The sequence below is a fragment of the Polaromonas sp. genome (genome assembly GCF_029945685.1).
Lineage (GTDB): Bacteria > Pseudomonadota > Gammaproteobacteria > Burkholderiales > Burkholderiaceae_C > Polaromonas.
Genome location: NZ_JAQSDA010000008.1, coordinates 72,221 through 97,139, shown reverse-complemented (window position 1 = coordinate 97,139; position 24,919 = coordinate 72,221). Strand labels below are relative to the sequence as shown.

The 24,919-nt window shown below is 63.5% G+C and carries 29 protein-coding genes; 19 read left to right on the top strand and 10 right to left on the bottom strand.

From position 1 onward, the window contains the following. Window position 1: 1 nt before the first annotated feature. From PSV26_RS05990 to PSV26_RS05980, 3 genes are all read left to right on the top strand, one after another. A complete protein-coding gene (locus PSV26_RS05990; RefSeq protein ID WP_300568804.1) occupies window positions 2-643 on the top strand; it encodes a 3-oxoacid CoA-transferase subunit B in 642 nt (213 codons plus the stop codon). Window positions 644-711: 68 nt separating this feature from the next. Further along, window positions 712-1,917, top strand: coding sequence for a 3-oxoadipyl-CoA thiolase (gene pcaF, locus PSV26_RS05985; RefSeq protein WP_300568801.1), 1,206 nt, complete (start codon window positions 712-714; stop codon window positions 1,915-1,917). A gap of 140 nt (window positions 1,918-2,057) precedes the next feature. Further along, on the top strand, window positions 2,058-2,666 hold the full coding sequence (locus PSV26_RS05980) for a hypothetical protein (protein ID WP_300568798.1): 609 nt from the start codon (window positions 2,058-2,060) through the stop codon (window positions 2,664-2,666). Window positions 2,667-2,759: 93 nt separating this feature from the next. On the opposite strand, the gene PSV26_RS05975 is transcribed toward PSV26_RS05980, so the two are convergent. Then, window positions 2,760-4,430, bottom strand: a complete 1,671-nt coding sequence (locus PSV26_RS05975) for an FAD-dependent oxidoreductase (RefSeq protein WP_300568795.1) — start codon at window positions 4,428-4,430, stop codon at window positions 2,760-2,762. A 3-nt stretch (window positions 4,431-4,433) separates the two neighbouring features. Next, window positions 4,434-4,634, bottom strand: coding sequence for a hypothetical protein (locus PSV26_RS05970; protein WP_300568793.1), 201 nt, complete (start codon window positions 4,632-4,634; stop codon window positions 4,434-4,436). Between the two features lie 242 nt (window positions 4,635-4,876). Here PSV26_RS05970 and PSV26_RS05965 point away from each other — a divergent pair, with 242 nt between their 5' ends. Then, on the top strand, window positions 4,877-5,752 hold the full coding sequence (locus PSV26_RS05965; protein ID WP_300568791.1) for an intradiol ring-cleavage dioxygenase: 876 nt from the start codon (window positions 4,877-4,879) through the stop codon (window positions 5,750-5,752). 361 nt (window positions 5,753-6,113) lie between these two features. Here PSV26_RS05965 and PSV26_RS05960 read toward each other — a convergent pair whose 3' ends face one another. Both PSV26_RS05960 and yghU read right to left on the bottom strand, forming a co-directional pair. Continuing rightward, complete coding sequence (locus tag PSV26_RS05960; RefSeq protein WP_300568788.1) at window positions 6,114-6,746, bottom strand: glutathione S-transferase; 633 nt, start codon at window positions 6,744-6,746, stop codon at window positions 6,114-6,116. After that, complete coding sequence (yghU, locus tag PSV26_RS05955; RefSeq protein WP_300568785.1) at window positions 6,743-7,612, bottom strand: glutathione-dependent disulfide-bond oxidoreductase; 870 nt, start codon at window positions 7,610-7,612, stop codon at window positions 6,743-6,745. Before yghU ends, PSV26_RS05960 begins: the two co-directional genes overlap by 4 nt. A gap of 264 nt (window positions 7,613-7,876) precedes the next feature. On the opposite strand from yghU, the gene PSV26_RS05950 reads away from it, so the two are divergent. From PSV26_RS05950 to PSV26_RS05930, 5 genes are all read left to right on the top strand, one after another. Next, window positions 7,877-8,632, top strand: coding sequence for a sulfite exporter TauE/SafE family protein (locus PSV26_RS05950; RefSeq protein WP_300514168.1), 756 nt, complete (start codon window positions 7,877-7,879; stop codon window positions 8,630-8,632). Between the two features lie 147 nt (window positions 8,633-8,779). After that, window positions 8,780-9,667 (top strand): adenylate/guanylate cyclase domain-containing protein, encoded by an 888-nt coding sequence (locus PSV26_RS05945; protein ID WP_300514165.1) that lies wholly within the window; start codon window positions 8,780-8,782, stop codon window positions 9,665-9,667. Window positions 9,668-9,743: 76 nt separating this feature from the next. Further along, window positions 9,744-11,657, top strand: coding sequence for a serine/threonine-protein kinase (locus PSV26_RS05940; protein ID WP_300568782.1), 1,914 nt, complete (start codon window positions 9,744-9,746; stop codon window positions 11,655-11,657). A gap of 250 nt (window positions 11,658-11,907) precedes the next feature. After that, window positions 11,908-12,525, top strand: a complete 618-nt coding sequence (locus PSV26_RS05935; protein WP_293595462.1) for a ParA family protein — start codon at window positions 11,908-11,910, stop codon at window positions 12,523-12,525. A gap of 76 nt (window positions 12,526-12,601) precedes the next feature. Next, a complete protein-coding gene (locus PSV26_RS05930; protein ID WP_300568780.1) occupies window positions 12,602-13,057 on the top strand; it encodes a MaoC family dehydratase in 456 nt (151 codons plus the stop codon). Between the two features lie 101 nt (window positions 13,058-13,158). Here the strand turns inward: PSV26_RS05930 and PSV26_RS05925 are convergent, their stop codons facing one another. Continuing rightward, window positions 13,159-13,443 (bottom strand): DUF4148 domain-containing protein, encoded by a 285-nt coding sequence (locus PSV26_RS05925; RefSeq protein WP_300514157.1) that lies wholly within the window; start codon window positions 13,441-13,443, stop codon window positions 13,159-13,161. A gap of 203 nt (window positions 13,444-13,646) precedes the next feature. Here PSV26_RS05925 and PSV26_RS05920 point away from each other — a divergent pair, with 203 nt between their 5' ends. After that, entirely contained in the window at window positions 13,647-14,576 is a 930-nt protein-coding gene (locus tag PSV26_RS05920; RefSeq protein WP_300568777.1) for a LysR family transcriptional regulator, read from the top strand. Here PSV26_RS05920 and PSV26_RS05915 read toward each other — a convergent pair. Next, entirely contained in the window at window positions 14,563-14,874 is a 312-nt protein-coding gene (locus PSV26_RS05915) for a hypothetical protein (protein WP_300514155.1), read from the bottom strand. The two genes, PSV26_RS05920 and PSV26_RS05915, sit on opposite strands and share 14 nt — an antisense overlap. 280 nt (window positions 14,875-15,154) lie before the next feature. Next, on the bottom strand, window positions 15,155-15,448 hold the full coding sequence (locus PSV26_RS05910) for a DUF4148 domain-containing protein (RefSeq protein ID WP_300568774.1): 294 nt from the start codon (window positions 15,446-15,448) through the stop codon (window positions 15,155-15,157). 213 nt (window positions 15,449-15,661) lie between these two features. On the opposite strand from PSV26_RS05910, the gene PSV26_RS05905 reads away from it, so the two are divergent. After that, a complete protein-coding gene (locus PSV26_RS05905; RefSeq protein ID WP_300514152.1) occupies window positions 15,662-16,624 on the top strand; it encodes a LysR family transcriptional regulator in 963 nt (320 codons plus the stop codon). Here the strand turns inward: PSV26_RS05905 and trmL are convergent. Next, window positions 16,621-17,100, bottom strand: a complete 480-nt coding sequence (trmL, locus tag PSV26_RS05900; RefSeq protein WP_300514150.1) for a tRNA (uridine(34)/cytosine(34)/5-carboxymethylaminomethyluridine(34)-2'-O)-methyltransferase TrmL — start codon at window positions 17,098-17,100, stop codon at window positions 16,621-16,623. The two genes, PSV26_RS05905 and trmL, sit on opposite strands and share 4 nt — an antisense overlap. Before the next feature lie 155 nt (window positions 17,101-17,255). Beyond that, the gene (locus PSV26_RS05895; RefSeq protein WP_300568771.1) at window positions 17,256-17,984 is read right to left on the bottom strand and encodes a ComF family protein; all 729 of its coding nucleotides are present in this window, start codon (window positions 17,982-17,984) and stop codon (window positions 17,256-17,258) included. Window positions 17,985-18,036: 52 nt separating this feature from the next. On the opposite strand from PSV26_RS05895, the gene PSV26_RS05890 reads away from it, so the two are divergent. From PSV26_RS05890 to PSV26_RS05855, 8 genes are all read left to right on the top strand, one after another. Then, on the top strand, window positions 18,037-18,933 hold the full coding sequence (locus tag PSV26_RS05890; RefSeq protein ID WP_300568768.1) for a methyltransferase domain-containing protein: 897 nt from the start codon (window positions 18,037-18,039) through the stop codon (window positions 18,931-18,933). Window positions 18,934-19,082: 149 nt separating this feature from the next. Further along, a complete protein-coding gene (locus PSV26_RS05885; RefSeq protein ID WP_300569088.1) occupies window positions 19,083-19,580 on the top strand; it encodes a DUF2244 domain-containing protein in 498 nt (165 codons plus the stop codon). A gap of 149 nt (window positions 19,581-19,729) precedes the next feature. Then, window positions 19,730-20,914: a cytochrome c oxidase subunit II gene (coxB, locus tag PSV26_RS05880; protein WP_300569085.1), complete on the top strand. Its 1,185-nt coding sequence runs from the start codon at window positions 19,730-19,732 to the stop codon at window positions 20,912-20,914. A 110-nt stretch (window positions 20,915-21,024) separates the two neighbouring features. Beyond that, the gene (ctaD, locus tag PSV26_RS05875; protein ID WP_300514144.1) at window positions 21,025-22,659 is read left to right on the top strand and encodes a cytochrome c oxidase subunit I; all 1,635 of its coding nucleotides are present in this window, start codon (window positions 21,025-21,027) and stop codon (window positions 22,657-22,659) included. Window positions 22,660-22,686: 27 nt separating this feature from the next. Continuing rightward, window positions 22,687-22,800, top strand: a complete 114-nt coding sequence (locus PSV26_RS05870) for a cytochrome oxidase small assembly protein (RefSeq protein WP_217992604.1) — start codon at window positions 22,687-22,689, stop codon at window positions 22,798-22,800. Window positions 22,801-22,803: 3 nt separating this feature from the next. Beyond that, entirely contained in the window at window positions 22,804-23,418 is a 615-nt protein-coding gene (locus PSV26_RS05865; RefSeq protein WP_300514139.1) for a cytochrome c oxidase assembly protein, read from the top strand. Further along, entirely contained in the window at window positions 23,415-23,624 is a 210-nt protein-coding gene (locus PSV26_RS05860) for a DUF2970 domain-containing protein (RefSeq protein ID WP_300568765.1), read from the top strand. The genes PSV26_RS05865 and PSV26_RS05860 overlap by 4 nt, the downstream gene beginning before the upstream one ends. A 71-nt stretch (window positions 23,625-23,695) precedes the next feature. Next, window positions 23,696-24,577, top strand: coding sequence for a cytochrome c oxidase subunit 3 (locus PSV26_RS05855; RefSeq protein WP_300514135.1), 882 nt, complete (start codon window positions 23,696-23,698; stop codon window positions 24,575-24,577). Window positions 24,578-24,680: 103 nt separating this feature from the next. Here the strand turns inward: PSV26_RS05855 and PSV26_RS05850 are convergent, their stop codons facing one another. Next, complete coding sequence (locus PSV26_RS05850) at window positions 24,681-24,902, bottom strand: twin transmembrane helix small protein (RefSeq protein ID WP_300514133.1); 222 nt, start codon at window positions 24,900-24,902, stop codon at window positions 24,681-24,683. Window positions 24,903-24,919 lie beyond the last annotated feature (17 nt).

Here is a 24,919-nt window from a genome sequence, read left to right as displayed (position 1 = left end):
CATGACTTACCAGAAACGCAGCAAAGAGCAGCTCGCCGCCCGCGTGGCGCGCGACATCCATGACGGTGCCTACGTGAACCTGGGCATAGGCATGCCGACGCAGGTGGCCAACCATCTGCCCGAAGGCATCGAGGTTTTCCTGCAGAGCGAGAACGGCATTCTGGGCATGGGCCCAGCGCCGGCCGAGGGTGAAGAGGACTTCGACCTGATCAATGCCGGCAAGCAGCCGGTAACCCTGCTCAAGGGCGGCGCGTATTTCCACCATGCCGACAGCTTCGCGATGATGCGCGGCGGCCACCTGGACATCTGCGTGCTCGGCGCCTTTCAGGTGTCAAGCACCGGCGACCTGGCCAACTGGAGCACCGGCGAGCCCGGCGCCATTCCGGCGGTGGGTGGCGCCATGGACCTGGCCATCGGTGCCAGGCAGACCTGGGTCATGATGGACCTGCTGACCAAACAAGGCGAGAGCAAGGTCGTCAAGACCTGCAGCTACCCGCTGACCGGCATAGCCTGCGTCAAGCGCATCTACTCTGACCTCGCCACTCTGGAATGCACGCCGCAAGGCCTGCGGCTGGTGGATAAAGTCGAGGGGTTGGCGCACGACGAACTGGAGAAGCTGGTCGGCCTTCCCATCGCGGTGTAAGGTCGCGAAAATTTCCGTTCGGGCCGCGCCTGTCCAGGCCCTTTGACAACCCATCCGAGAGAACCACCATGACCCCCCAAGCCTTCATCTGCGACGCCATCCGTACCCCCTTCGGCCGTTATGGCGGCGCGCTCAGCAGTGTGCGCACCGACGACCTGGCCGCCGTGCCGCTCAAGGCGCTGATGGCGCGCAACCCGAATGTCGACTGGCTGGCCGTGACCGACGTGATCTACGGTTGCGTCAACCAGGCCGGTGAAGACAACCGCAATGTGGCCCACATGGCCACGCTGCTGGCCGGTCTGCCGCTGGAGCTGCCCGGCGCCACCATCAACCGCCTCTGCGGTTCGGGCATGGACGCGGTCGGCACGGCGGCCCGGGCGATCAAGGCCGGCGAGGCCCGCATGATGATTGCCGGCGGCGTGGAAAGCATGAGCCGCGCGCCGTTTGTGATGGCCAAGGCCGAGACCGCCTTCAGCCGCGCCGCGCAGCTGTACGACACCACCATCGGCTGGCGCTTCGTCAACAAGCTGATGAAGGAAAAATACGGCACGGACGCCATGCCGGAAACCGCTGAAAACGTGGCGGCCGAGTACAAGATCAACCGCGAGGACCAGGACAAGATGGCGCTGGCTTCCCAGCTCAAGGCGGTGGCCGCGCAGAAGTCGGGTTTCTTTGATGCCGAGATCACGCCGGTCACCATTGCCCAGAAAAAAGGCGACCCGATCGTCGTCAGCAAGGACGAGCACCCGCGCGAAACCTCGCTCGAAGCGCTGGCCAAACTCAAGGGCGCGGTGCGGCCGGACGGCAGTGTGACGGCGGGCAACGCCTCGGGCGTCAACGACGGCGCCTGCGCGCTGCTGATCGCCAACGAAGAGGCCGCGAAGCAGAACGGCCTCACGCCACGCGCGCGCATCGTCGGCATGGCGACCGCCGGCGTGCCACCGCGCATCATGGGCATAGGCCCGGCACCTGCCACCGAAAAGGTGCTGGCACTGACCGGCCTGAGCCTGGCGCAGATGGACGTGATCGAACTCAACGAGGCCTTTGCTGCCCAGGGCCTGGCGGTGTTGCGCCTGCTGGGTCTGCAGGACGACGATGTGCGCGTCAACCCGAACGGCGGCGCGATTGCGCTGGGCCATCCGTTGGGCGCCTCGGGTGCGCGGCTGGTGACCACCGCGGTCAACCAGCTGCATCGCACCGGCGGTCGTTACGCCCTGTGCACCATGTGTATCGGCGTGGGGCAGGGCATTGCGGTGGTGCTGGAGCGGGTTTGAGCTGAACCGGACAAGGCCGGCGCCACTGTGCGCCCCGGCCGCAACGCTTCCTGGGTGAAGGGAAGGCGCGTTTCCAATGATTCGCCATTTTCGGACGGCGGTACTAGACTTGCGTTCTCTGAGGACAGAACCGTGTTGTCATGGAAATTCTTGTTCTGCTGCTGATGGTCACCGCCTTCGGCGCCTGGCAGCTCAAATCGGAAAACCGGACCAGGCGTGTTGCCTTGCTGGACGGCTTTCTCGGCCGCTACCAGCTGGACAAGCGTATGGAAAACCTGATCGAAGGCTACCTCAAGGCGCTGGAAGAGAAAGACCTGGAGGAGCAGACCCGGCTCTGGGCCACATTGGCCTTGTCCGAGCAGCAACTGTGTGAGCAGTTGCGGCGGTTTGCCGCCGATTTTTCGGCGGTGGACGAAGCCGAGGCCCGCGTCAGCAAGCTGCCGGCGTTTCTGCCCGAGACCGACCGGTTTTTCCCCGACAACACCTTCGACATGCGGCGCGCCCTGGTCGTTCATGCCGAGGGCATGGAGCGCGCTGCAAAAAATGCACAGCGGCGCTCGCCGAGTGACAAGGCCTACACCGTGTCAGCCGAACTGTTGTTGTTGCAGCACACCTGCCACTGGTACTGCCGCTCCAGGGCGGTCGCCTCGGCCCGCATGCTGGCCCGGCACCAGACGTCCTACCAGCAGCTGTTGGCGTCCGTGGACCCGGAGACACGCCAGGCCTACCTCGCGGTGATAGGCCGGTGAACCGGCGGTTCTGCCAGAATTTTCAATCGAATCGGGCTCGAGCCCTTGTTGGACGTGCGCAAGCAGCTATCAAATCAGGAGTAATCAGTGCTGTCAGAAGGTGCCGGCGTCATGTCCGGTGGCTTGCTTCAGCACCTGTAGGGCCTGCCGGCCATCGCTGCCGCGCCAGGCCACGATCTGGTCCGGGCGGATCAGGGCCAGCGGCGCTTCGTACAGCGCCAGCAGCGCCTCTGACGGTTGTTGCACCACCTTCAGGTCCAGGCCCAGCGCCGCCGCCGCATCCACAAAAGCGCGGGTGTCGGGTGCGTCCGGCCCCAAGGCCAGCAGCGTCCATTCGAAATTGAAACTGTCATACAGCGAGCGGCCGTCCTCCAGCCAGGCGTGCGGCGCGCGGCCGCCGGGGCTGGCGCTCGGCTGGTAGTTCCCGGCGTCGTCCGGCGGCGGTGTGCTGCCGTCCTTCACGATCAGGGGCGAGCCGTCGTAGCGCCCGCCGAAAGTCACGCCGGGGATGTTGAACTCCAGGCGCACGTGCTGGTTCAGGTAGCGGGCGGCGCGCTCGCGCTCGGCCTGGCCCTCGGCACCTTCCTGCTCCAGCAGGTCGGTGGCGCCGAAGCTGCCGACCGAATCGGCGAAACGCCGGGCATAAGCGGTGTTGCGTTCGGCCAGCGGCTGGCGCTCCGGTCCGTAACTGTCCAGCATCTGCGGCGGCGCCTGGCCGCGCACCACGGCGGCCAGTTTCCAGCCGAGGTTGACGGCGTCTTCGACCGCGGTGTTGTAGCCGAGGCCGCCGGTCGGCGTGAACAGGTGGGCCGCATCACCGCCAATGAAGACACGGCCGCGCTGGAAACTCTGCGCCACCAGCGAATGCCCGGCGGTCCAGGTGCCGACCGACATCACCTCGATGGCCAGATGCGCGCCCATGGCTTCGTCGACGATGCGCTGCGCATCATCGGCGGTCCAGGCGTCGGCGTCTTCGCCCTCATGCACGGCGGCGTGAAAGGCAAACTCCGACTGGCCGTCCACCGAGGCCATGAAGGCGCGGCGCTGGGGATTGACCGACACATACATCCAGGCGCGGGCGTGTGGGAAGACGGTGTAAAAATCCGGGGCGCGCAGGTAGACCGCAAACATCTTGCCGCCCATGAACTCGCGTCTGACACCGCTGGCGCCGTCCCAGGCGATGCCCAGCGTGCTGCGCACCAGGCTGCGGGGGCCGTCGGCGCCGACCAGGTACGCGGCCTGCACGTCCAGGGTTTCCCCGCCGACGGTGGTGCGCACCTGCGCCTGCACATGGCTGCCGCGGTCCTCGAAACTTTCAAGGCCCCAGCCGTAACGCACATCGACGCCGGGCAGAACTTCGGCGTGGCGGCGCAAGGTGGCTTCGACAAACTTCTGTGACACCCGGTGCGGCAACTCGGCCGCACTCCAGGAGCCGCCCATGGACTTGATGTTGTTCACCGCCTGCGCGGCGGTGGGCAGGTGCAGGCGGGCCAGCTCATGGCCGGTGTACCGCGTGAAGTAGGCAATGTCGGTCGGGTGGTCGGCCGGCAGGCCCTGGGCGCGGACCTCGCCCGCAAAACCGAGCCGGCGGAAATGCTCCATGGTGCGCGCCTGGGTCGCGTTGGCCTGCGGGTTGAAGGCGGTGCCGGGTTTCGGGTCCACCAGCAGGCAAGGTATGCCTCGGCGACCGAGCTCATTGGCCAGCATCAGGCCGCAGGGGCCGCCGCCGGCGATCAGGACATCGGTTTGAATCAATTTGTTCATGGATCAAGACACGCCAAAAAAACCAGTCCAGGTGCGCTCATCGTCCTGCATGGCGAAGTGTTCGGCGACGAAGTCGATGAAGCTACGCACCCTGGCGAACAGGGGTTTGCGGCTGGCGGCTTGGGGCAGGTCCAGCGCTCGGCGGCCCAGGCAGCCGGTTTCGGCCAGTTGCGAAAACAGTTCGATTTCCGTCCGGCGATGCAAGCCCAGTCTCCATTTGCCAGCCCTTGTGGTGGTCTGCATTGTGGGGCAGACTGCAGGGCGTTTCTTCCGCCGCGTGAAAAAGTCATTGTCGCCCACCGGCTTGTCCAAATTCTGCCCGCCTCCCAGATCTTTCGCTCCGAGAGCTCACCTGATGAAATACATGCAAGCCCACCTTCACCGTTGTTCGCCGACCCCCGATAGAACGCAGGCCCGCCCCAAGACGGCGTGGCGGAAAGCCTGACGTGCGAAACCTCAACCAGGACACGATCACCCAGGCGGTGCTTGCACGTTTGGCCGGCACGCCTGATGCGCGCTTGAAGGAACTGATGACCAGCCTGGTGCAGCATCTGCATGCCTTTGCCCGTGAAGTGAAGCTGACCGAGGAAGAGTGGCTGGCGGGCATTGAGTTTCTCACCGCCACTGGCCAGAAATGCGACGACAAGCGCCAGGAATTCATTTTGCTCAGTGACACGCTGGGTTTGTCGATGTTGACCGTGGCCATGAACAACGACAAGCCGCAGGGCTGCACCGAAGCCACGGTGTTTGGCCCTTTCCATGTTGAAGGCGCGCCGCATTACGAACACGGTGCCGATGTGGCCGACGGTGCAATGGGTGAGCCCTGTATCGTGCGGGGCAGGGTGTTGGGCCGGGACGGCGAGGCGGTGGCCGGCGCCGTGGTGGAGGTCTGGCAGGCCGACGCCCAGGGCAACTACGACGTGCAATACCCGGACCTGGACAGCCACCGGGCGCGCGGTGTGCTCACCTCCGGCACGGACGGCCACTTCCATTTCAAAACCATCGTGGCCGAGGCCTACCCCATTCCCGTCGACGGGCCGGTGGGTGAAATGCTGCGCGCCACCGGGCGCCACCCCTGGCGGCCGGCGCACCTGCATTTCATGATCACGGCGCCGGGGTATGAAAAGCTGGTCACGCACGTGTTCCGCAGCGGCGACCCGTACCTCGACTCGGACGCGGTGTTCGGCGTGCGCCAGTCGCTGGTGGCCGACTGGATCAAGCAACCCGACGGTGTTTACAGCCTCGACTTCGACTTTGTCCTCAACCCTGTTCAACCGCTTCAACCGCTTCAACCGCTTCAACCGCTTCCACCGGCCCCATAAAGCGCTCCACTTTTTCCTGATCGACAAGCCCGGCAGAAGCGGGCTGCGCCAGCGCATGCGGCCTCAAGACAAGGCTTGCCTGGCTGCCGTGGCAGACCGCACCGGCGGTCGCCATGCGTTATGCACCATGGGTATCGGCGTTGGGCAGGGCACGGCGCGGGTTCTGGAACGGGTAGGAAGAAGCCCAGGCCGCTCTGATTTTGATAGCTGGTGGCGCAATATCCACGGGCGCAGCAGCCACATTTCTATCAATACCCGGGCTTCAGCCCCCGTAAGTCGCCGGACGGGGGCGGGCACGAGACTTGGCCCATTCCCATCATCGGGTGGCCGGCCTGTCCTGGTTGGCAGGGGACGAGCACCCCTAGAGCGCCATGGACGGCCGCTGCGCCATGGCCGCACGCCAGCGCACGAGTTCCGGGTGCTGCTCGCCGGGCTTGACCTTGACGATGCGGGCAAAGTCCACCGCCACCACGGCGGTGATGTCGGCCACGCTGAACCGGTCTGCCGCAATGAACTCGCGCCCCTGTAGCCGTTCATTGAGCATGGCAAAGAACTGCTGGACCCGGAGCAGTCCGCGCTGCGCCAGTTCGGGAATCTGCGGGTAGTCCACCGGCCCGGGCAGGGCGCGGTTGGCCATGGCCGGAGAACTGTTGCGCAGGCACTCGGCGATGGCCGTCAGGCCTTCGAACTCGACGCGCCACTGCCAGCTGGCGATGTCGGCTTTTTCCAGCGCGGTGCTGCCCAGTAAAGGGGGCTGGGGGCAGTACGCTTCCAGCCAGGCGGCAATCGCGGCGTTGTCGGTGAGCACCGTTCTGTCGTCGATACGCAGCGCCGGCACGGTGCACTGTGGATTGATTTGGCGGTAGACCTCACCCATCTGCTCGTTGGTGCGCAGATCAATCTGCACCGTGTCGTGGGCCACGTTTTTTTCAGCCAGCAGGATGCGGGCGCGCCGCGGACTCGGAGCGGTGGCGCAGTCGTACAGGGTGATCATGGCGCCAGCTTGTCCTGGGTGCGGGTGTCAAAGTCGCTCGCGTCATGGCGCTCATGCAACTGGCTGGAGGGCTCACCCCACGTGCGGTTGACCATGCGGCCTCGCCTGGCTGCGGGGCGCCTGGCGATTTCGTCCGTCCAGCGCAGTACATGGGCATAGGTCTGCACCTGCAGGAACTCGCCCGCTTCGTACAGCTGGCCTTTGACCAGGGCGCCGTACCAGGGCCACACCGCCATGTCGGCAATGGTGTAGTCGTCGCCCGCCAGATAAGGCACCTCGGCCAGACGGCGGTCCAGCACGTCCAGCTGGCGCTTGACCTCCATCGCATATCGGTCGATGGCATATTCGATCTTGCTGGGCGCATAGGCATAGAAGTGGCCGAAGCCGCCGCCCAGAAAGGGCGCGCTGCCCATCAACCAGTTGAGCCACGACAGGCATTCGGCGCGCGGCGCTCCGCTGGCGGGTAAAAACGCGCCAAACTTCTCGGCCAGATACTGCAAAATCGCGCCCGACTCGAACACCCGCTGGGGGACAGAGCCGCTGTGGTCCACCAACACGGGAATCTTGGAGTTGGGGTTGGCCGCCACAAAGCCGCTGCCGAACTGCTCGCCCTCGTGGATGCGGATCAGCCAGGCGTCGTATTCCGCGCCGCCGTGGCCCAGGGCCAGCAACTCTTCCAGCATCACCGTGACCTTGATGCCATTGGGCGTGCCCAGCGAATACAGCTGCAAGGGGTGGCGGCCCACCGGCAGCTTCTTGTCGTGGGTGGGGCCGGCCACGGGCCGGTTGATGTTGGCGAAGCGGCCGCCGCTGGAGGGGGGCGGCGACCAGATTTTTGGGGGGGTGTAGGAGGCAGAGTCGTTCATGCGGGCCATATTGCCTGAGTTTGGATTTGTCTGCACAGCACCGCACCATGTAAAAACAATCGATCTTGCAAGGCGTCATTTTGTCAGCGCCGCCATGCCGCAAGCTGCTCCTGAAACAATAGCTGTTCTCGCTCGCCCGGCAAGGGCTGGGGCCTGATTTTGTGCATCAACACCAATGCCGCGCCAGTCTGTCAGATGGACAGCCCGGCGCCGCCCCCGTCCTTGCAGGCGTGATAATCATCAGCCTCCACCCCCTGCCAGCCCGTGCCCTTTCCATTCATCACCGACCCCTTTTTCTACGCTGTGGCGGTACCCGCCGTGCTGTTGCTGGGGGTCAGCAAAAGCGGATTCGGGGCGGGGTTCGGCTCGCTGGCCGTGCCCTTGATGGCGCTGGCGGTGACCGTGCCGCAGGCGGCGGCCATCCTGATGCCGGTGCTGCTGCTGATGGACCTGCTCGGCATGGCGGCTTTCCGCAAGGACTTCGACCTCAAACTGCTGAAGTTTCTGGTGCCTTGCGGCCTGATCGGCACACTGATAGGCGCGCTGTTGTTCAGCCTGCTCGACGGCAAGATGGTGGCCGGCATCGTGGGTTTTTTCACCCTGCTGTTTCTGGCGCAGCGCCTGCTGTTTCCGCCCCGGCCCGACAGCCCGCCGCCGCCGAAGTGGCTGGGTGCGCTGTTGACCGCGACCTCGGGTTTCACCAGTTTTGTGGCCCATGCCGGTGGCCCGCCCATCAGTGCCTACGTCATCCCCCTGCGCCTGAGCCCGCTCAAATTTACCGCCACGCTGGCGTTTTTCTTCTTTGTGATCAACCTCTCCAAGTGGATTCCCTATGCCTGGCTGGGTCTGCTGGACCTGCGCAACATGGCCACCTCGCTGGTCCTGCTGCCGCTGGCGCCCGTGGGCGTGTGGGCCGGTGTACGCATGGCCAGGCGCATCAGCCAGCTGCTGTTTTACCGGGTGCTGTACGGCGGCATGTTCCTCACCGGCTGCAAGTTGCTGTGGGACGGTTTGCGCTGACCGCGGGGCGCCACGGTAAAACGTCACACGCAGGAGCGGGTGATTTTCTGTAAAAATCGCCTGCATGAGAACAAAAGGTTACGTGTTGCCGCCTGACACCCTGTGCGTGCCGGCTTGTTCAACCTTCTGGTTTTCCAGAGAGTTTTCATGACGACCGTCGTTTTTGCCGATCTTGTCGGCAGCACCAGCATGTTCGAGCGGCTGGGGGACGAAACCGCCTCGCGCTTTGTGACGCAGCTGGTGGGCGCGCTGAGCCAGGTTTTTCAGCAGCACGGCGGCCGTGTCGTCAAGCTGCTTGGCGACGGGCTGTTTGTCGTGTTTCCGCAGGAGGGCGACGCGCTGGCCGCCTGCGTTGCCATCCAGAAACGCCTTCTCGACAAACCCATCCGGCCCGGCGGCAGTGGGGCGCCGGTGCAGATGCAGATGGGCCTGGAGTCTGGTGAGGTCATCGAGATCGACGGCGACTGTTTCGGCGATACCGTCAATTCGGCGGCGCGCCTGGCCGACCTGGCCGGCGCCGCGCAGATTCTCACCACGCACAATGTCTGGTCGGCCCTTGGACCGGTGCAGCGCGCCTCTTTGCGCAGCCTGGGTCCCATGCATCTGCGCGGCAAGGCGGAAGCGGGTCTGGTGTACCGGGTGGAATGGCAGAGCGGCCGGGATGACGATGCGACCATGATGGGCCGTGCGATGGTCGCCGACGCCGGGCCCCTGGTTCTCGAGCTGGTGGCTGGCGCGCAGGCTGTGCAGGTCAACGCCGGCAGCGCCAGGATGTCCATCGGCCGCGGCGCCGGTGCGTCACTCGCCCTGAACGATCCCCGGGTGTCCCGCATGCACGCCACGCTGGAGTGGCGCGGCGGGCAGTTCGTGCTCAGTGATGCCTCCAGTTATGGCACCTGGGTCTACTTCGGCAACCAGAACGAAGCCGTGGTTTTGCGCCGCACCGAGTGTTACCTGGTCGGCAGCGGCCAGATCAGCGCAGGGTGCGAACGCAAGGAAGGCAGCCCCTTGATCAGTTTTTCTATCCGGAGCTGACGCTCCGACCCTAGAATTGCTGTTTCCAAACGTATCCAGTGCCCTTCCCCCTTTTTCCCTTTTCCCCCTTCACCTCATGAGCCTGAACAAGCTGGGACGCTACGACATCATTCGCGTGCTGGGCAAAGGCGCGATGGGGCTGGTCTACGAGGCGCGCGATCCCAACCTGGATCGCCGCGTGGCGATCAAGACCATCAAGGTGGAAAACCTCTCGGAAGAGGCCGCCGCCGAGTACGAGGCGCGTTTTCGCACCGAGGCACATTCAGCCGCCCGCCTGCAGCACCCCCATATTGTCAGTGTGTATGACTCGGACCGCCATGGCGACATGGCCTTTCTGGTCATGGAGTTCATCCAGGGCGAAGACCTCAAGCACCATCTGGACGCGGGCCGGCGTTACTCGCTGGAGGAAACGCTGCGCATGGTCCGGGACCTGTTGTCTGCGCTGGACTACGCGCACCGGCAGAACATCGTGCATCGCGATGTCAAGCCTGCCAATCTGCTGATCGAGGCCGATGGCCGGGTCAAGCTCACCGATTTCGGGGTGGCCCGCATCCAGGACTCCAGCGAAGCCACACGCACCCAGGGAACCATGGTGGGCACCCTCAAGTACATGTCGCCCGAGCAGGTGCAGGGCCTGCCGATCGATGCGCGGGCCGACCTGTTTGCGGTGGGGGTGGTGCTGTACCAGCTGCTCACGGGCAAGCGGCCCTTCGACGGCGATACCGACTTTGCGATCATCCAGCAGATCGTGAACCACACGCCGGCGGCGCCCAGCAGCTTCAGCACGCTGTTGCCGGCCGCGATTGATGCGGTGATGGTGCGGGCACTGGCCAAAAAACGCGACCAACGGTTTGCGACGGCGCAGGAGTTTGCCACTGCGCTGCAGGAGGCCAGCGGCCAGGCAACGGATCCGACCATCGTGCCGCCCGTGAGCGCGTCTGGCGGGCGGGCAGGCACGGCCACCGACACCGGCCGCTCCCGCACGGGTGGCTCCACGGTCAAGCTCAACACGACCGGCACAGACACCGGCTCGACCGTGACGCAGGAGCTCGAGCTGGTCTACTGGAAGGACATCAAGGACTCCGAGGACCTGGAAGACCTGGAAGTGTTTCTGGACAAATTCCCTTCCGGCATCTACGCCGATCTGGCGCGCCGGCGCCTGCGAAAACTGGGGCACATGGTGGAGGCCGATGGCTCTGGCACCGGCACCGGGGCTTTTTCTGAAGAAGTCAGTGAATGGACGCGGCTGCAAGGGCTCAACGCCGGAGCGGTCCCGCCGCTGGCGCCGGACACTCCGCCCGACCCCGCAGACACGACCGCGGCCAAGCCGGACGCCGAAGAGCCCGAGGGACGCCGGGATATCGCAGCGGTGCCGCTTTCGGCTCCGGCTTCGGGCGATGCTGCTGCCGGCATGAGCCGGCCGCCGATGAGCGCAGCACCGGCGCCGGAGGAGGCAGGCACACCCCCGCCGCCGGTACCCCGCTCCCGGAAACCCCTGTTCGCGCTGGCCGGCGTGGTGGCGCTGGTGCTGGCCGGCGTGCTGTTCAAGGTCTTGTCCAGCCCGCCGGTGCCGGTGGTGGCGGCGCCGGCCGATGCGACCCCGGCTGCGACCGCTGCCGGTGCGGACCCGGTCAACCCCGCCCCCGCCGCGCGGGCTCCGGGATTGCCGCCTCCAGCGAAGGTGGAAGCAGAGCCGGCCTCCGTCACGCCGTCGGCCAAACGCGTCAGCCCGGTGCGCACGGACAAGCTGGCGCCATCGCGGCCCGCCGCGGGCCCGGAAAGCGCGGGCGCTGCAGTGACGGCGCCTGCTGCTGCTGCCCCGGCGCAGCCTTCCAGTCCGGCGCAGGCCTGTGAAGGCCGTGTGTTGCTTGGTTATCAGATCTGCATGAACGAACAATGCGCCAAACCGGCTTACAGCAGGCATCCGGTCTGCGTCGAACGGCGCGCGATGGAAAAGATGCGCCGGGACGCGCAGGACCAGCGCAATTGAGGCGCTTTCAGGAGGCGACCCTTTTGCCGAATGGTTGCGCCTGTCACCGTCACTATAAAAACAGGAGCTGCATGCGCCCGCCTGTCAAGGGATACAGAGGTATTTGACTGACATGGCGGGGTGACAGGCCGGGCATGGCCGCAGCCCTGGGCCAAAGCGGGCCGGCCCGCGGCCAGCCGCCGGCACCTCCCGCGGTTTGGCCAATGTGTTGCCAGCCGTTACCATAGGGCCAAAATTCCGGGAGATTCGCATGCCTGTGGTTGTGATTGCCAATCCGAAGGGCGGCGTCGGTAAAACGACGCTGTCGACCAATATTGCCGGTTACTTCGCCAGCCAGGGCCATGCGGTCATGCTGGGCGATGCAGACCGCCAGCAGTCGTCCCGGCTCTGGCTGGGCTTGCGGCCCCCCGCGGCGCGGCCGATCTCGACCTGGGATGTCAACGCCGACCTGATCGTCAAACCGCCCAAGGGCACGACCCACGTGGTGCTCGACACCCCCGCCGGCCTGCATGGCTGGCGCTTTAACGACGTGCTCAAGCTGGCCGACAAGGTGATCGTGCCGCTGCAGCCCAGCGTGTTTGATATTTTTGCCACCCGCAGTTTTCTGGACCAGCTCGCCGAACACCGCCACGCCGGCAAGATGCAGGTCGGCATCGTCGGCATGCGCGTCGATGCCCGCACGATAGCGGCTGACAAGCTGCGTGCTTTTGTCGAAGGCCTGGGCCTGCCGGTGCTCGGTTATGTGCGCGATACCCAGAACTACATCCATCTGGCGGCCCGCGGCCTGACCGTGTTCGATGTCGCCCCCGGGCGGGTGGAAAAAGACCTGCAGCAGTGGCAAGGCATCTGTCGTTGGCTGGACCAGTGACAGCGAGAGGGTTGGCGGGGCCCGCCATGTCGCTGGCTGGACAGGCCACCGCCGGGGCGGGCGGTAAAGTCCGGGGATGAAAACCTTCCAGACCCTCTCTGAACTGGCGGCGTGTGTCGGCCAGGAAGTCGCGATCAGCGACTGGCTGACCATCACGCAGGAGCAGGTCAACCTGTTTGCCCAGGCCACCGGCGACCACCAGTGGATCCATGTGGACCCGGAAAAAGCCAGGGAAGGCCCGTTCGGCGGGCCGATTGCGCATGGTTTCCTGACCCTGTCGCTGTTGCCGGTATTTTTTGAATCGTCCCTGGAAATCGTGCAGTCCCGCATGGGTGTCAATTACGGGCTCAACCGGGTGCGTTTCACTGCGCCGGTCCCGGTGGGCAGTCGCTTGCGCGCTCGTCTGAAACTGCTGGCCTGCGCGCCGGTTGACAATGACGGGCAGCAGATGACCTGGGAAGTGACGGTCGAGCGGGAGGGATCTGCCAGGCCGGTGTGTGTGGCCGAATCCCTGGTACGACGTTACCCGTGACGAGCCATCAGGCCTGAGCCATCTGAGCCACGCAAAAAAGCCCGCTGCAGTCAAGCAGCGGGCTTTTTTTCCGGGAGCGGCAGGCCTCCCGGGCGGCAGGTTTACATGTAGCCGATTTCGCCCTGCGGGATTTCCCCGTTACGCAATGCTGCGATGGCTTTGGCGCGCACGGCGCTGCGCTCGAGGCCGGAGTTGGTCACACCGACAAAGCCGGTGCTGCCATTGCTGATTTTTACCGGGTTGAGCGCTTCAGCCCGGACCTCGGCGACCGAGCGGGTCGAATTGAACTGGACGGCAAATTGAGAGCCGTCAGCCTCGTCGGCATGGGCGCCGAAGGCGGCAAGGGTGGAAAAAGCGGCGACAGCAAACAGGTGGGTGGTTTTCATGATGAATCCTTTCAGGGTTGGTACAGAGTTCCGGCCAAGGTGGGCATCATCATTCCCGTCTTGTCCAGTCTCGGTGAGTCGGTTTGTGCTCATCGATGGGTTGAACTGTAAACCTGTATCGGTCAGATTAAAACTACATAGTCATCAATTAACCATTTCAGTAATTGAAATAATACGGAACCAGGAATACAATCCGTTGCACTATGGATCGTTTCAGTTCAATGAAGGTGTTCCAGCGCGTGATCGACGAGGGTGGTTTCGCCTCAGCGGCGCGCTCCCTCGACATGTCGCCCGCTGGCGTCACGCGCATGATCGCGGCCCTGGAAGAACACCTGGGCGTACGTCTGCTCCAGCGCACGACACGCAAGCTGGCGCTCACTGATGCCGGTGAGGCTTACCTGCTGCGGGTTCGCAGCATCCTGCACGAGGTGGAAGACGCCGAGTCGGCGGCGGCTGAACACACGCGCGAATTGCAGGGCACCCTTCATGTGCTGGCAACACCGGTGCTGGCCTCGTATTTCCTGTCACCGCGCATTGCCACCTGGCAAGCGCGTCACCCCGCGGTGGTGCTGGATCTGCAGATCGACCCCTTCCCCCAGCCGCGTATCGAAGAGTTTGACGTGACCTTCCTGGTGGTGGACGAGGGCTTTGACGGCGACATCGTGGCCCGGCCGCTGGCCACGACCGACTGGATCGCCTGCGCGTCGCCCGGGTATCTCCAGCGTGCCGGAACGCCGGATACGCCAGACCAGTTGCGTGGCCACACCTACCTGAAATTCCAGTGGCCGCAGAACTCTGGCCACTATGGCCGGCAGACGCGCCTGCAACCGGCAGCCGGCGGTGAAGCCGTGGACGTGGACCTCAGGCCTTCCCTGCAAACCACGAGCTTTGACGTATTGCTGCGGGCCGCACTGGATGGCGCCGGCATCACCTTCCTGTCACGCATGTTGGTGGCATCGCATCTGGAGCGCGGCTCGCTTGTGCACCTTTTGCCGGAGTGGGTGTTTGGCCGCTTCACGATTTACGCCGCGCTGCCCACGCGCAAGTTCATGCCGTCGCGGACCCGGGCCTTCCTTGATTTCCTGGCAGAGTTTGCTCCGCAGGACGGGACGGGTCGTCCTAAATCGGGGTGAGCTGGGCCGCAGGCAGCCAGCCGCTGAAAGTGTGCAGCAAGGCGTTGATGCGCCTGGCGGCTTCCGCCTGGTCGCGTGTGCGCGAGATGCATTGGTACAGATCGCAGCGCAACAGCCAGAGATCGGCCGGGGTATCGGCGGTGTTGATCCTGAAAATGATGCGTTGAGCGTCAATGCTCGTGCAGTCATGCAGGGTCTGGTGCAGTTGATGCCGGATCTGCTCAATCGGCATCCGGACCGGAGTGTCGGGCGCACCGGCAACTGGCCGCATCGCGGCAAAAATGGAGGAAAGAGCCATGGGGACCTGTGGATTCCTGAGGTCGGGTAGACCGCAGGGGAGGGCGAGGGAAACGTTGGGGAGCCGGATCGCGGCCATCAAACGTAAGCGTGCTAACCGATTTTAGGGTCTACCCTGTGACGGGGTAGGCAGGCCGCCCTAACGTGCTGTGACATTTGCCGCACCGGTGGCGCAAGGGGCCGCAGGTGTACCGGGCGCATCCGGGAGGCAGAACGAAAAACCGCCCGGAGCGAGCCGCGGGCGGTTTTGAAGGCGGCCGCGGATCGGCCGGTCAGCTCAATTACATGTAGCTGGCTTCGCCGCGCGGGATCTGGCCCAGGCGGACCGCGTCAGCGGCTTGTGCACGCACCGTGGCGCGGTCGGTTGAAGACTGCACCGTGGCTGCCACGCGGGAACCGGCAGGCTCCTGGCTGTGGGTGGTCACTTTGGCGGCGGCTTCGGCGCGCACTTCGGCCACGGAGCGGGTCGAGTTGAACTGGACGGCAAATTGCGAACCGTCGGCCTCATCGGCGTGGGCGCCAAAAGAGGCAACAGTGGCAAGAGCGGCAACAGCGAAGAATTTGGATGCGTTCATGATGAAATTTCCTTGAGAGAGAGTGAATAAACATTTCCGGGCATGGCGGGCTTGTTGATCCCCGTCTGTCCAGCCTCGGTGAGTCGTTTATTGGTTGCGGCTCATCGATGCATGAACTGTACTGTTGCCGATAGCAAAGAAAAATAGCAAATCGATCAATTGCTAATTGCTGTTTATGGAACAATAAGGGCTTGAACTCCTGGTACTAACCCTATGGACCGACTTTTATCCATGCGCGCCTTCCAGCAAGTTGTGGACGACGGCGGCTTTGCCGCCGCCGCCCGAACGCTGGACATGTCCCCTGCCGTGATGACCCGCCTGATCACCGATCTGGAGCAGCATCTGGGCGCCCGCCTGCTGCAGCGCACCACCCGCAAGCTGTCGCTGACCGAGGCCGGGCAGTCTTACCTGCAGCGGGTGCGGCACATCCTCAACGACGTGGACCAGGCCGAGGCTTCCACCCGCCAGCAAACCGATGAGCTGGCCGGTCTGCTGCGTATTCACACCCAGCCCGTGATGGCGGTGCACATCATTGCGCCGCTGGTGGCCGAATTTCGCCGCCGTTATCCCAAGGTGGTGCTGGACATCACGGTGGACTCGCCGCTGGTCCCACCGATTGAGGATTACGACCTGACGATTCTGGGTGCCGGTCGGCTGTATGACGCCAACGTAGTGGCGCGTCCGGTGATTGTTTCCGAGGGCCTGCTGTGCGCGTCGCCACGCTACCTGCGCAGCGCCGGCACGCCACGCCAGCCGGAAGACCTGCAGAACCACGCACTGCTCAGGCTCAGTCAGGCGGGTATCCGCCAGCGCGAGTGGCAGTTGATCAACCCCGAGGAGGGGGACCGGGAGGTGGCCGTGGAGGTCAAACCCGTGATGATGGCCAACCACAGCGACACCTTGCTGCGCGCCACGCTGGACGGCACCGGCATCAGTGCCCAGCCGCTGGACCTGGTGGCCAACTACCTGCGCGACGGCCAGCTGCGGCGCGTGCTGGCGCCCTGGATCACCGGCCGCTTCACCCTGTACGCCGCCTTGCCCAGCCGCAAATACGTGCCGGCGCGGGCCCGTGTTTTCATGGAGTTCCTGATCGAACAGACCCGGCTGAAAGCCGCCGAAGCCGAACGCACCTGGCCTTCCCGGGGCGACAGCGAGGCGGGTGAGCCCGCCGCCTAGACAGGCGTGCCGGGCGTGGCGAAATGGTTTTGCCGCCAGGCTTCAAACACCGTGACGGCCACCGCGTTGGACAGGTTCAGGCTGCGCTGGCCTTCCTGCATCGGCAATTTGAGTTGCTGCGCCGGCGCAAACAGCTCGCGCAACTCGGGGGCCAGGCCGCGGGTTTCCGAGCCGAACACCAGCCAGTCGCCCGGCGTAAAAAGGGCATCGTGTACCCGTCTTGTGCCGCGCGTCGTGAGGGCAAACATTCTTTGCGGGTCGGGCTGCTCGGCGGCCAGAAAAGCGGGCCAGCCTGCATGCCGTTTGAGTTCAGCGTACTCGTGGTAGTCCAGCCCGGCGCGGCGCATGTGTTTGTCGTCCATCGAAAAACCCAGCGGCTCCACAAGATGCAGGCGGCAGCCGGTGTTGGCCGCCAGCCGGATCACATTGCCGGTGTTGGGGGGAATTTCGGGCTCGACCAGAACGATATTGAACATCGCCTGATTGTCGCTCTGGAGGGAGCGTGGGTCGCACTCTCCGAGGTGCTCTTCCTTCAAGCAATGGCTGCGGAACCGGTTTCGCCGGGCCGCAGGCGCAGCGGGCCCATCGGGCGGGCAGGGCGCTACACGCAGTGAGCAACCGTGGGCGCGCATCATTCCGTGCGCGCGACCACCAGCCCACTGACGCCGGCGGCGCCCGCGTCGCGCAGGGCCTGTGCGGCTGCAAACAGGGTTGCACCGCTGGTCATGACGTCATCGACCAGCAGCACCTGGCGGCCCCGCAGTTCAGCTGCCCGCAGCGGGTCGACCACAAAGGCGCCCCTGACGTTTTGCAGTCTCGCTTCGCGTTTGAGCTGGGACTGGGGCGGTGTGTTCCTGATACGCAGCAGCAGCCGTGCGTCGGGGCGGGCGCAGGTTCCACTTTGGCCTGCCAGTGCCTTCCCCAGTTCCCAGGACTGGTTGAAGCCGCGTGCCTGCAGCCGTTCGGGCGACAGGGGCATCGGAAGCAGCCAGTCGCCGGACTGCAGGACGGCCAGCAACGCGGCAAGGCCTGGTGTCCGCAGAAGTAGACCGGCAAAAACCTCAGCCCAGGCCGGGTCCTGGCCGAATTTGTACACAGCCATCAGGGTCGACCACGGATAGGCATAGGTCACGGCGGCAAAACACGCGTCCAGCGGTGGCGGCTTGCCTACGCAGGCGGCACATTGGGCCTGACCGCTGGCAAGGCGGATTGCACAGGTGCTGCAGCGCATCGCCGGCTGGCCAAAGCGCGCGACGCAGGCCGCGCAGATGCGGCGCGCCGGCCAGCTGTGGCACACCGCGCACTGGCTGGCCAGGTTCTGCAGGGTCAGGAAAGCCGGGGTGGGCAGGCGCAGCGACATCGTGTCAATATACTCGTCGCTCTGCCTTGTTGATCCCCTCCCTGTCCCTTTGATGCCCAACGACCGCCCACCCACCCTGGATCCCATCGCTGTTGCCCGCTGGCAGCGCGTGGCACCGGCGGCATCGCCCTGGCTGCATGAGGAGGTGGCGCAACGCATGCGGGACCGGCTGCAGTGGATCAAGCTCAAGCCGCAAGCCTGGGCACATTGGGGCGCGATGCGCGGGGGCATGCAGGCGCACCGGCAACTCGCCGACAGTTATCCGGATGCTGAGTGTTTTGTGGTCGAAGCCCAGACCCTGCAAGCGCAGGAAGCTATTAAAAATATAGCAAAACCATGGTGGAACCCGAAGCGCTGGGCAGCGCCGACGGTGCATTTTGAGGTCCCGCCGCCGGCCGGGGTGGATATGCTCTGGGCCAACATGGCGCTGCATGAGGCCGCCGATCCGCAGGACCTGCTGGCGCAATGGCATCGGGCGCTGAAGGTCGGGGGCTTTCTGATGTTTTCTTGCCTCGGGCCGGACAGCGCTCGCGAGCTGCGCGAGGTCTACCAGGCGATGGGTTGGCCGCCGGCGGGTCACGACCTGACCGACATGCACGACTGGGGCGACATGCTGGTGCAAACCGGTTTTGCCGAACCCGTCATGGACATGGAGCGCATCACGCTGACCTACGAGACACCGCAGCGCCTGTTGCAGGAATTGCGCGAGCTGGGTCGCAACTTTCATCCTCGGCGTTTTGCGGGCCTGCGCGGACGCGCCTGGAAGGCGCGCCTGCTGGATGCCCTCGAGCGTTTACCACGCCAGAGCGACGGCCGGCTGATGCTGACCTTCGAGGTCATTTATGGTCATGCGCTCAAGGCGCAGCCCAAAGTCAGGGTCAGCCCCATGAGTGCGGTATCGGTGCAGGACATGCGCGCCATGCTGCACGGCTCACGTGGTGTTTCCTGAGCTCTGCGGGACGGCCTGCAGAACACTCGGGATTGGCCTTTGTGGCGGCTTTTCGCAAAACAAACCCGGCTACAATCCATTCTCGGATTTTGGCTATCCTACAGAGCTGGCAGCCGGAAGTGTTTGATCAGCGTCAAAGTTGTTTCGTGTTGCACACCACCCCATCGTTTCGATTTGCCAGAGCACCCGGCCCTAGCGGTCAGGGGCAGCAGGCAGTCCAGTGGCTGCTCAAACGTAACTGCTCGGTGACGCCGGCGCAGTTGGTAGGGCTGTATGTCTCGCTGTGTGTCGTCTCGCTGGGCATTGCCGGATTTTTCTGGTCGCAGGGTGCCACCTTGGTCATGCCTTTCGCCTGGCTGGAGCTGGTGGTGGTGGGAGCGGCCTTTCGGGTTTATGCCCGCCACGCGACCGATGGTGAACGTATCGTCCTGCAGGGCGGTCAGCTGGTGGTGGAGCTCGAGAGTGCGGGGCGACTGGAGCGGGCGGAGTTCAACCGTGAGTGGGTTCGTGTCGAGCCCAAAAACGGAGATGGCTCGCTGATCGAAGTGTCGGGCCAGGGGCGTTCGGTCAGGGTGGGACGACATGTGCGTCCGGAGCTGCGGCCGGCATTGGCCCGGGAGATCCGTCACGCATTGCGTGGGTGTTGAGTCAAGCCGGGCGGCGACGCGGCAGGCCCGTGCTGTCCGGTGGGTGTCAGGGCTGTCTTTATAATCAGTCGGTAATTGAGGCATTAAAAGTGATCACGATGAACGTACGCACAACAACAGGGTCAGGCATGAAGCACGCAGTCGAAGTTTTGAAGTCCCTGTCCCTGCAAGCCGGCCGCAAGCTGGCTGCTGTCACGGCCCTGTCGGCTGCATGGATGAGCACAGCGGCCTACGCAGTCAACGACCTCCCCGGCGGGCCGGCCGTCAACCAGCTCAACCTGCACCCCGCTGTGACCAAAATCGCGGAAGAGCAGCACTGGCTGCACTGGTTCATGATGATCATCTGCCTGGTCATTTTCCTGGCCGTGTTCGGCGTGATGTTTTATTCGATCTGGAAGCATCGCAAGTCGGTCGGCCACAAGGCTGCCAACTTCCACGAGTCCGCCACGGTCGAGATCATCTGGACCATTGTTCCTTTCGTCATCGTGATCCTCATGGCGCTTCCGGCGACCAAGGTCCTGGTGGCGTCCAAGGACACGACGGGCGCCGACCTGACCATCAAGGCCACCGGCATGCAGTGGAAATGGGGCTACGACTACATCAAGGGCGAAGGCGAAGGCATCGGTTTCGTCTCGTCGCTGGACAGCACGCAGCGCGAAATGTCCAATAATGGCGGCCCGAAAAAAGGCGAAGCACCGGACGACTATCTGTTCAAGGTGGACAACCCGCTCGTGGTGCCTGTTGACCGGAAAATCCGCATCATCACGACGGCCAACGACGTGATCCACGCCTTCATGGTGCCAGCCTTTGGCATCAAGCAGGACGCCATTCCGGGCTTTGTGCGCGACACTTGGTTCCGTGCCGAAAAGACAGGCGATTTCTACGGCCAGTGCGCCGAGTTGTGCGGCAAGGAGCACGCTTACATGCCCATCCATGTGAAGGTTCTTTCTGCCGAGGACTACAGCAAATGGGTTGGCGTCAAGGTCAAGGAAGCTGCTGCCAAGGCCGATGATCCTGCGAAGGTCTGGGCGCTCCCCGAACTCAAGGCCCGTGGTGAAAAAGTCTATGCGGCCAATTGTGCGGCCTGCCATCAGGCCAACGGCAAGGGTGCGGGCCCGATCAAGCCGCTGGACGGCTCAGCCATCGTGCTCGATGCCGATCACGGTAAACAGATCCAGATTCTGCTCAATGGTGCTGTCGCCGGCGCGATGCCTTCCTGGAAAGCCCTGAGCGATACCGATCTGGCCGCCGTGGCCACCTACACCAAGAACAACTGGTCCAACCAGACCGGCCAGCTGGTGCAGCCTTCTGAAGTCCTGGCTGCGCGCAAGTAAGCTGCGCGGCATTTTGCAGAACCCATTTCCCAGCCGCCAGACCATCCCGTCGGCCGCAATGACAAAGTTATCAGGCCCACTGCCTGAATGAGCCACCAAAGGAAGCCAAGATGAGTGCAGTTCTAGACCATCACGATCACGCGCATGACGACCACGACCATGCCCCGACGGGCTGGCGTCGCTGGGTATTCGCGACCAATCACAAAGACATCGGAACGCTCTACCTGCTGTTCAGCTTCACGATGCTGATGTTTGGGGGGGTGCTGGCACTGGGCATACGTGCCGAGTTGTTCCAACCCGGCCTGCAACTGGTCAACCCCGAGCTGTTCAACCAGCTCACGACCATGCACGGGCTGATCATGGTGTTCGGCGCGATCATGCCGGCCTTTGTCGGTTTTGCGAACTGGATGATTCCTCTGCAGATCGGCGCAGCCGACATGGCGTTTGCCCGCATGAACAACTTCAGCTTCTGGCTGCTGATTCCTGCCGGCCTCATGATCGTGGGCTCCTTCTTCATGCCCGGTGGTGCTCCGGCGGGCGGCTGGACGTTGTATGCACCGCTGTCGCTTCAAATGGGCCCGTCCATGGATGCAGGTATTTTTGCGCTGCACATCCTGGGCGCTTCGTCCATCATGGGTTCGATCAACATCATCGTGACCATCCTGAACATGCGCGCTCCCGGCATGACGCTGATGAAGATGCCGATGTTCTGCTGGACCTGGTTGATCACCGCCTACCTGCTGATCGCCGTGATGCCCGTGCTGGCCGGGGCCATCACCATGACGCTGACTGATCGCCACTTTGGCACCAGCTTCTTCAACCCCGCCGGCGGTGGCGATCCGGTGATGTTCCAGCACATCTTCTGGTTCTTCGGCCACCCCGAGGTGTACATCATGATCCTGCCGGCTTTCGGCATCATCAGCCAGATCATTCCGGCATTTGCCCGCAAGCGCCTGTTCGGTTACGCCTCCATGGTGTACGCGACGGGCTCCATCGCCATCCTGAGCTTTGTCGTCTGGGCGCACCACATGTTCACCACCGGCATGCCGGTGACCGGCCAGCTCTTCTTCATGTATTCGACCATGCTGATTGCCGTGCCGACCGGCGTGAAGATCTTCAACTGGATCGCGACGATGTGGAAGGGCTCCATGACCTTCGAGACGCCCATGCTGTTTGCCGTTGGTTTCATCTTCGTGTTCACCATGGGCGGCTTCACCGGTCTGATCCTGGCGGTCGCGCCGATTGACATCCAGGTGCAGGACACCTACTACGTGGTGGCCCACTTTCACTACGTTCTCGTGGCTGGCTCGCTGTATGCGCTGTTTGCCGGTTACTACTATTGGTCGCCCAAGTGGACCGGTGTGATGTACAACGAGAAGCGCGGAAAGATCCATTTCTGGTGGTCGCTGATTTCCTTCAACGTGACTTTCTTCCCGATGCACTTCCTGGGTCTGGCCGGCATGCCGCGCCGTTATGCCGACTACCCGATGCAGTTCGCAGACTTCAACGCGATTGCCAGCGTGGGTGCCTTCTTCTTTGGCTTTGCCCAGGTTTATTTCTTCCTCTTTGTGGTTCTGCCCACGATGCGCGGCAAGGGTGAAAAAGCGCCCCAGCGCCCATGGAACGATCCGGACGGCGCTGGCGCCGAAGGCCTGGAGTGGGAAGTGGCTTCGCCTGCGCCCTTCCATACCTTTGAGACACCGCCCCGCCTGGATGCCACGGCGACCAAGGTGATCGGCTACTGAGTCGTTTGAAGAAACAATCCGCACCTCATGACACCTGAACAGAAAAAAAACAACCTGCGGCTGGGGCTGATTCTTGCCTCGATCGCGGTGGTGTTTTTCCTCGGCTTCATGGCCAAGCTGGTTTTTTTCGGCAAAGGCTGACGTATGGGGCTGAAGCGCGAAAATTTCAGGATGGTGGGCAAGCTGGGCGTGATTGTGCTGGCCATGTTTGCCTTCGGTTATGCGCTGGTGCCGATTTACAAGGCCATCTGCGAGATGACAGGCATCAATATCCTGGCGCTGGGCGACCGGCAGATTCCCGGCGCGACGCCAAAGATGTCCGCCAACACGCAGGTCGATACCAGCCGCAGCATCACGGTCGAGTTCGACGCGAACTCACGCGGCCCGTGGATGTTCAAGCCGGCACAGCGTTCGCTGCAGGTGCATCCCGGTGAATTGATGACGGTGATGTACGAGTTCCAGAATGTGCAGAACCGCACGATGTCGGCACAGGCGATCCCGAGCTACGCGCCGGTGCAGGCCGGTGCCCACTTCAACAAGCTTGAATGCTTCTGCTTCAGCCAGTACACGCTGGCGCCAGGTGAAAAAAAGCAGTGGCCAGTGGTGTTTGTGATTGACCCGAAGTTGTCCAAAGACGTGACCACCATCACGCTGTCGTACACATTTTTCGAAGTGGGCGGAAAAACGCCGGCCGCTCCGACAGGCGGCCCTGTTGCTGCCGTGGATCTGGCGCGACCTGCGCGTGAGCCCGGCGTATGACCACACCGCCCACACAGCGCAAAGGTTCCATCTTGCGCACCATCAAGGCGGTGAGCTGGTCGTTTGTCGGCCTGCGCAGCCGGGGTGATTACGAGAAGGATGTGCAGCAGCTCAACCCTGTCCACATTGTGGTGGTGGGCCTTGTCGCGGTACTGGTTTTTGTCGGTGGCCTGATTCTTCTGGCCACCTGGGTGGTGGGCAAGTAGCAGGTAGCGTGCAGGGCGCCCGCCAGGCCGTGATTATTGAATTTGAGAATTTAGCGAAACAGGAGTTGGAAATGTCTTCAGCAGCACATGCAGGAACCCCGTATTACTTCGTCCCGGCGCCTTCGGCTTACCCGGTGATGGCGTCCATCGGCCTGTTTTTCCTCTTTTTAGGTGCGGGGCAGTGGATCAACGGCTCGGGCTGGGGCGCGTACTCGCTCGCGTTTGGACTGGCCTGGTGGCTGGGCGTGCTGTTTTTCTGGTTTCGTGCCGCGGTGAGCGAAAGCGAAGGCGGGCTTTACGGACACAAGATTGATCTGTCCTACCGCTGGAGCATGAGCTGGTTCATCTTCTCTGAAGTGATGTTTTTCGGGGCTTTCTTCACGGCCCTGTGGTGGGCGCGTGTGCACTCTGTGCCGGCGCTGGGCAGTCTGGAAAATGCCTTGCTCTGGCCCGATTTCAAGGCGGTCTGGCCCAGCGTTGCTGCCGGCGTGACCGGTTCACCGGCCGGCATCATCGAGCCGTTCACGACCATGGGCCCCTTCTGGCTGCCCACCATCAACACGGCCTTGCTGCTGAGCTCCGGTGTGACGCTGACCATTGCCCACCATGCGCTGCGTGAAAACCATCGCGGCAAAACCATTGCGTTCATGTGGATGACCGTGCTGCTCGGCGTCATCTTCCTCTGTGTTCAGGGTTACGAGTACTTTCACGCTTACTCCGAACTGAACCTGAAACTTTCTTCCGGTGTGTACGGCTCGACATTTTTCATGTTGACCGGTTTTCACGGCTTTCACGTGTTTGTCGGCATGTTGATGCTGCTGTTCATCACGCTGCGCCTGCAGAAAGGGCATTTCACGGCAGACCGTCATTTCGGTTTTGAAGGTGCGGCCTGGTACTGGCACTTTGTCGACGTGGTTTGGCTGGGCCTGTACGTCCTCGTCTACTGGCTCTAGAACGCAGGAGCTGCCGCAGGCGTGTTGCGGGGCAGTTTTCGCTCGCCGCGTGTTCCCGGCGGCGCACACAGAAAAGGCCGCACACGCGGCCTTTGTTTTTTTCCTATTTGCCCGCCGCAATGCCGGTGGGCTGGATGTAGCCCATTTTCCAGGCGATCAGGATGCAGACAAAAAGCACAATTGAAAAGCCGACGCGAAAGGCCAGCGCGCGTGCCATGTTGCCGCTTTTGGCTTTGCTGCCGCTGCCACCCTTCAACATGAAAAACAGAGCGGATCCGAGGCTGGCGATGATGGCCAAAAATGCGATGGCGACAAGGTAATTCATGAACAGGATTATCCGCG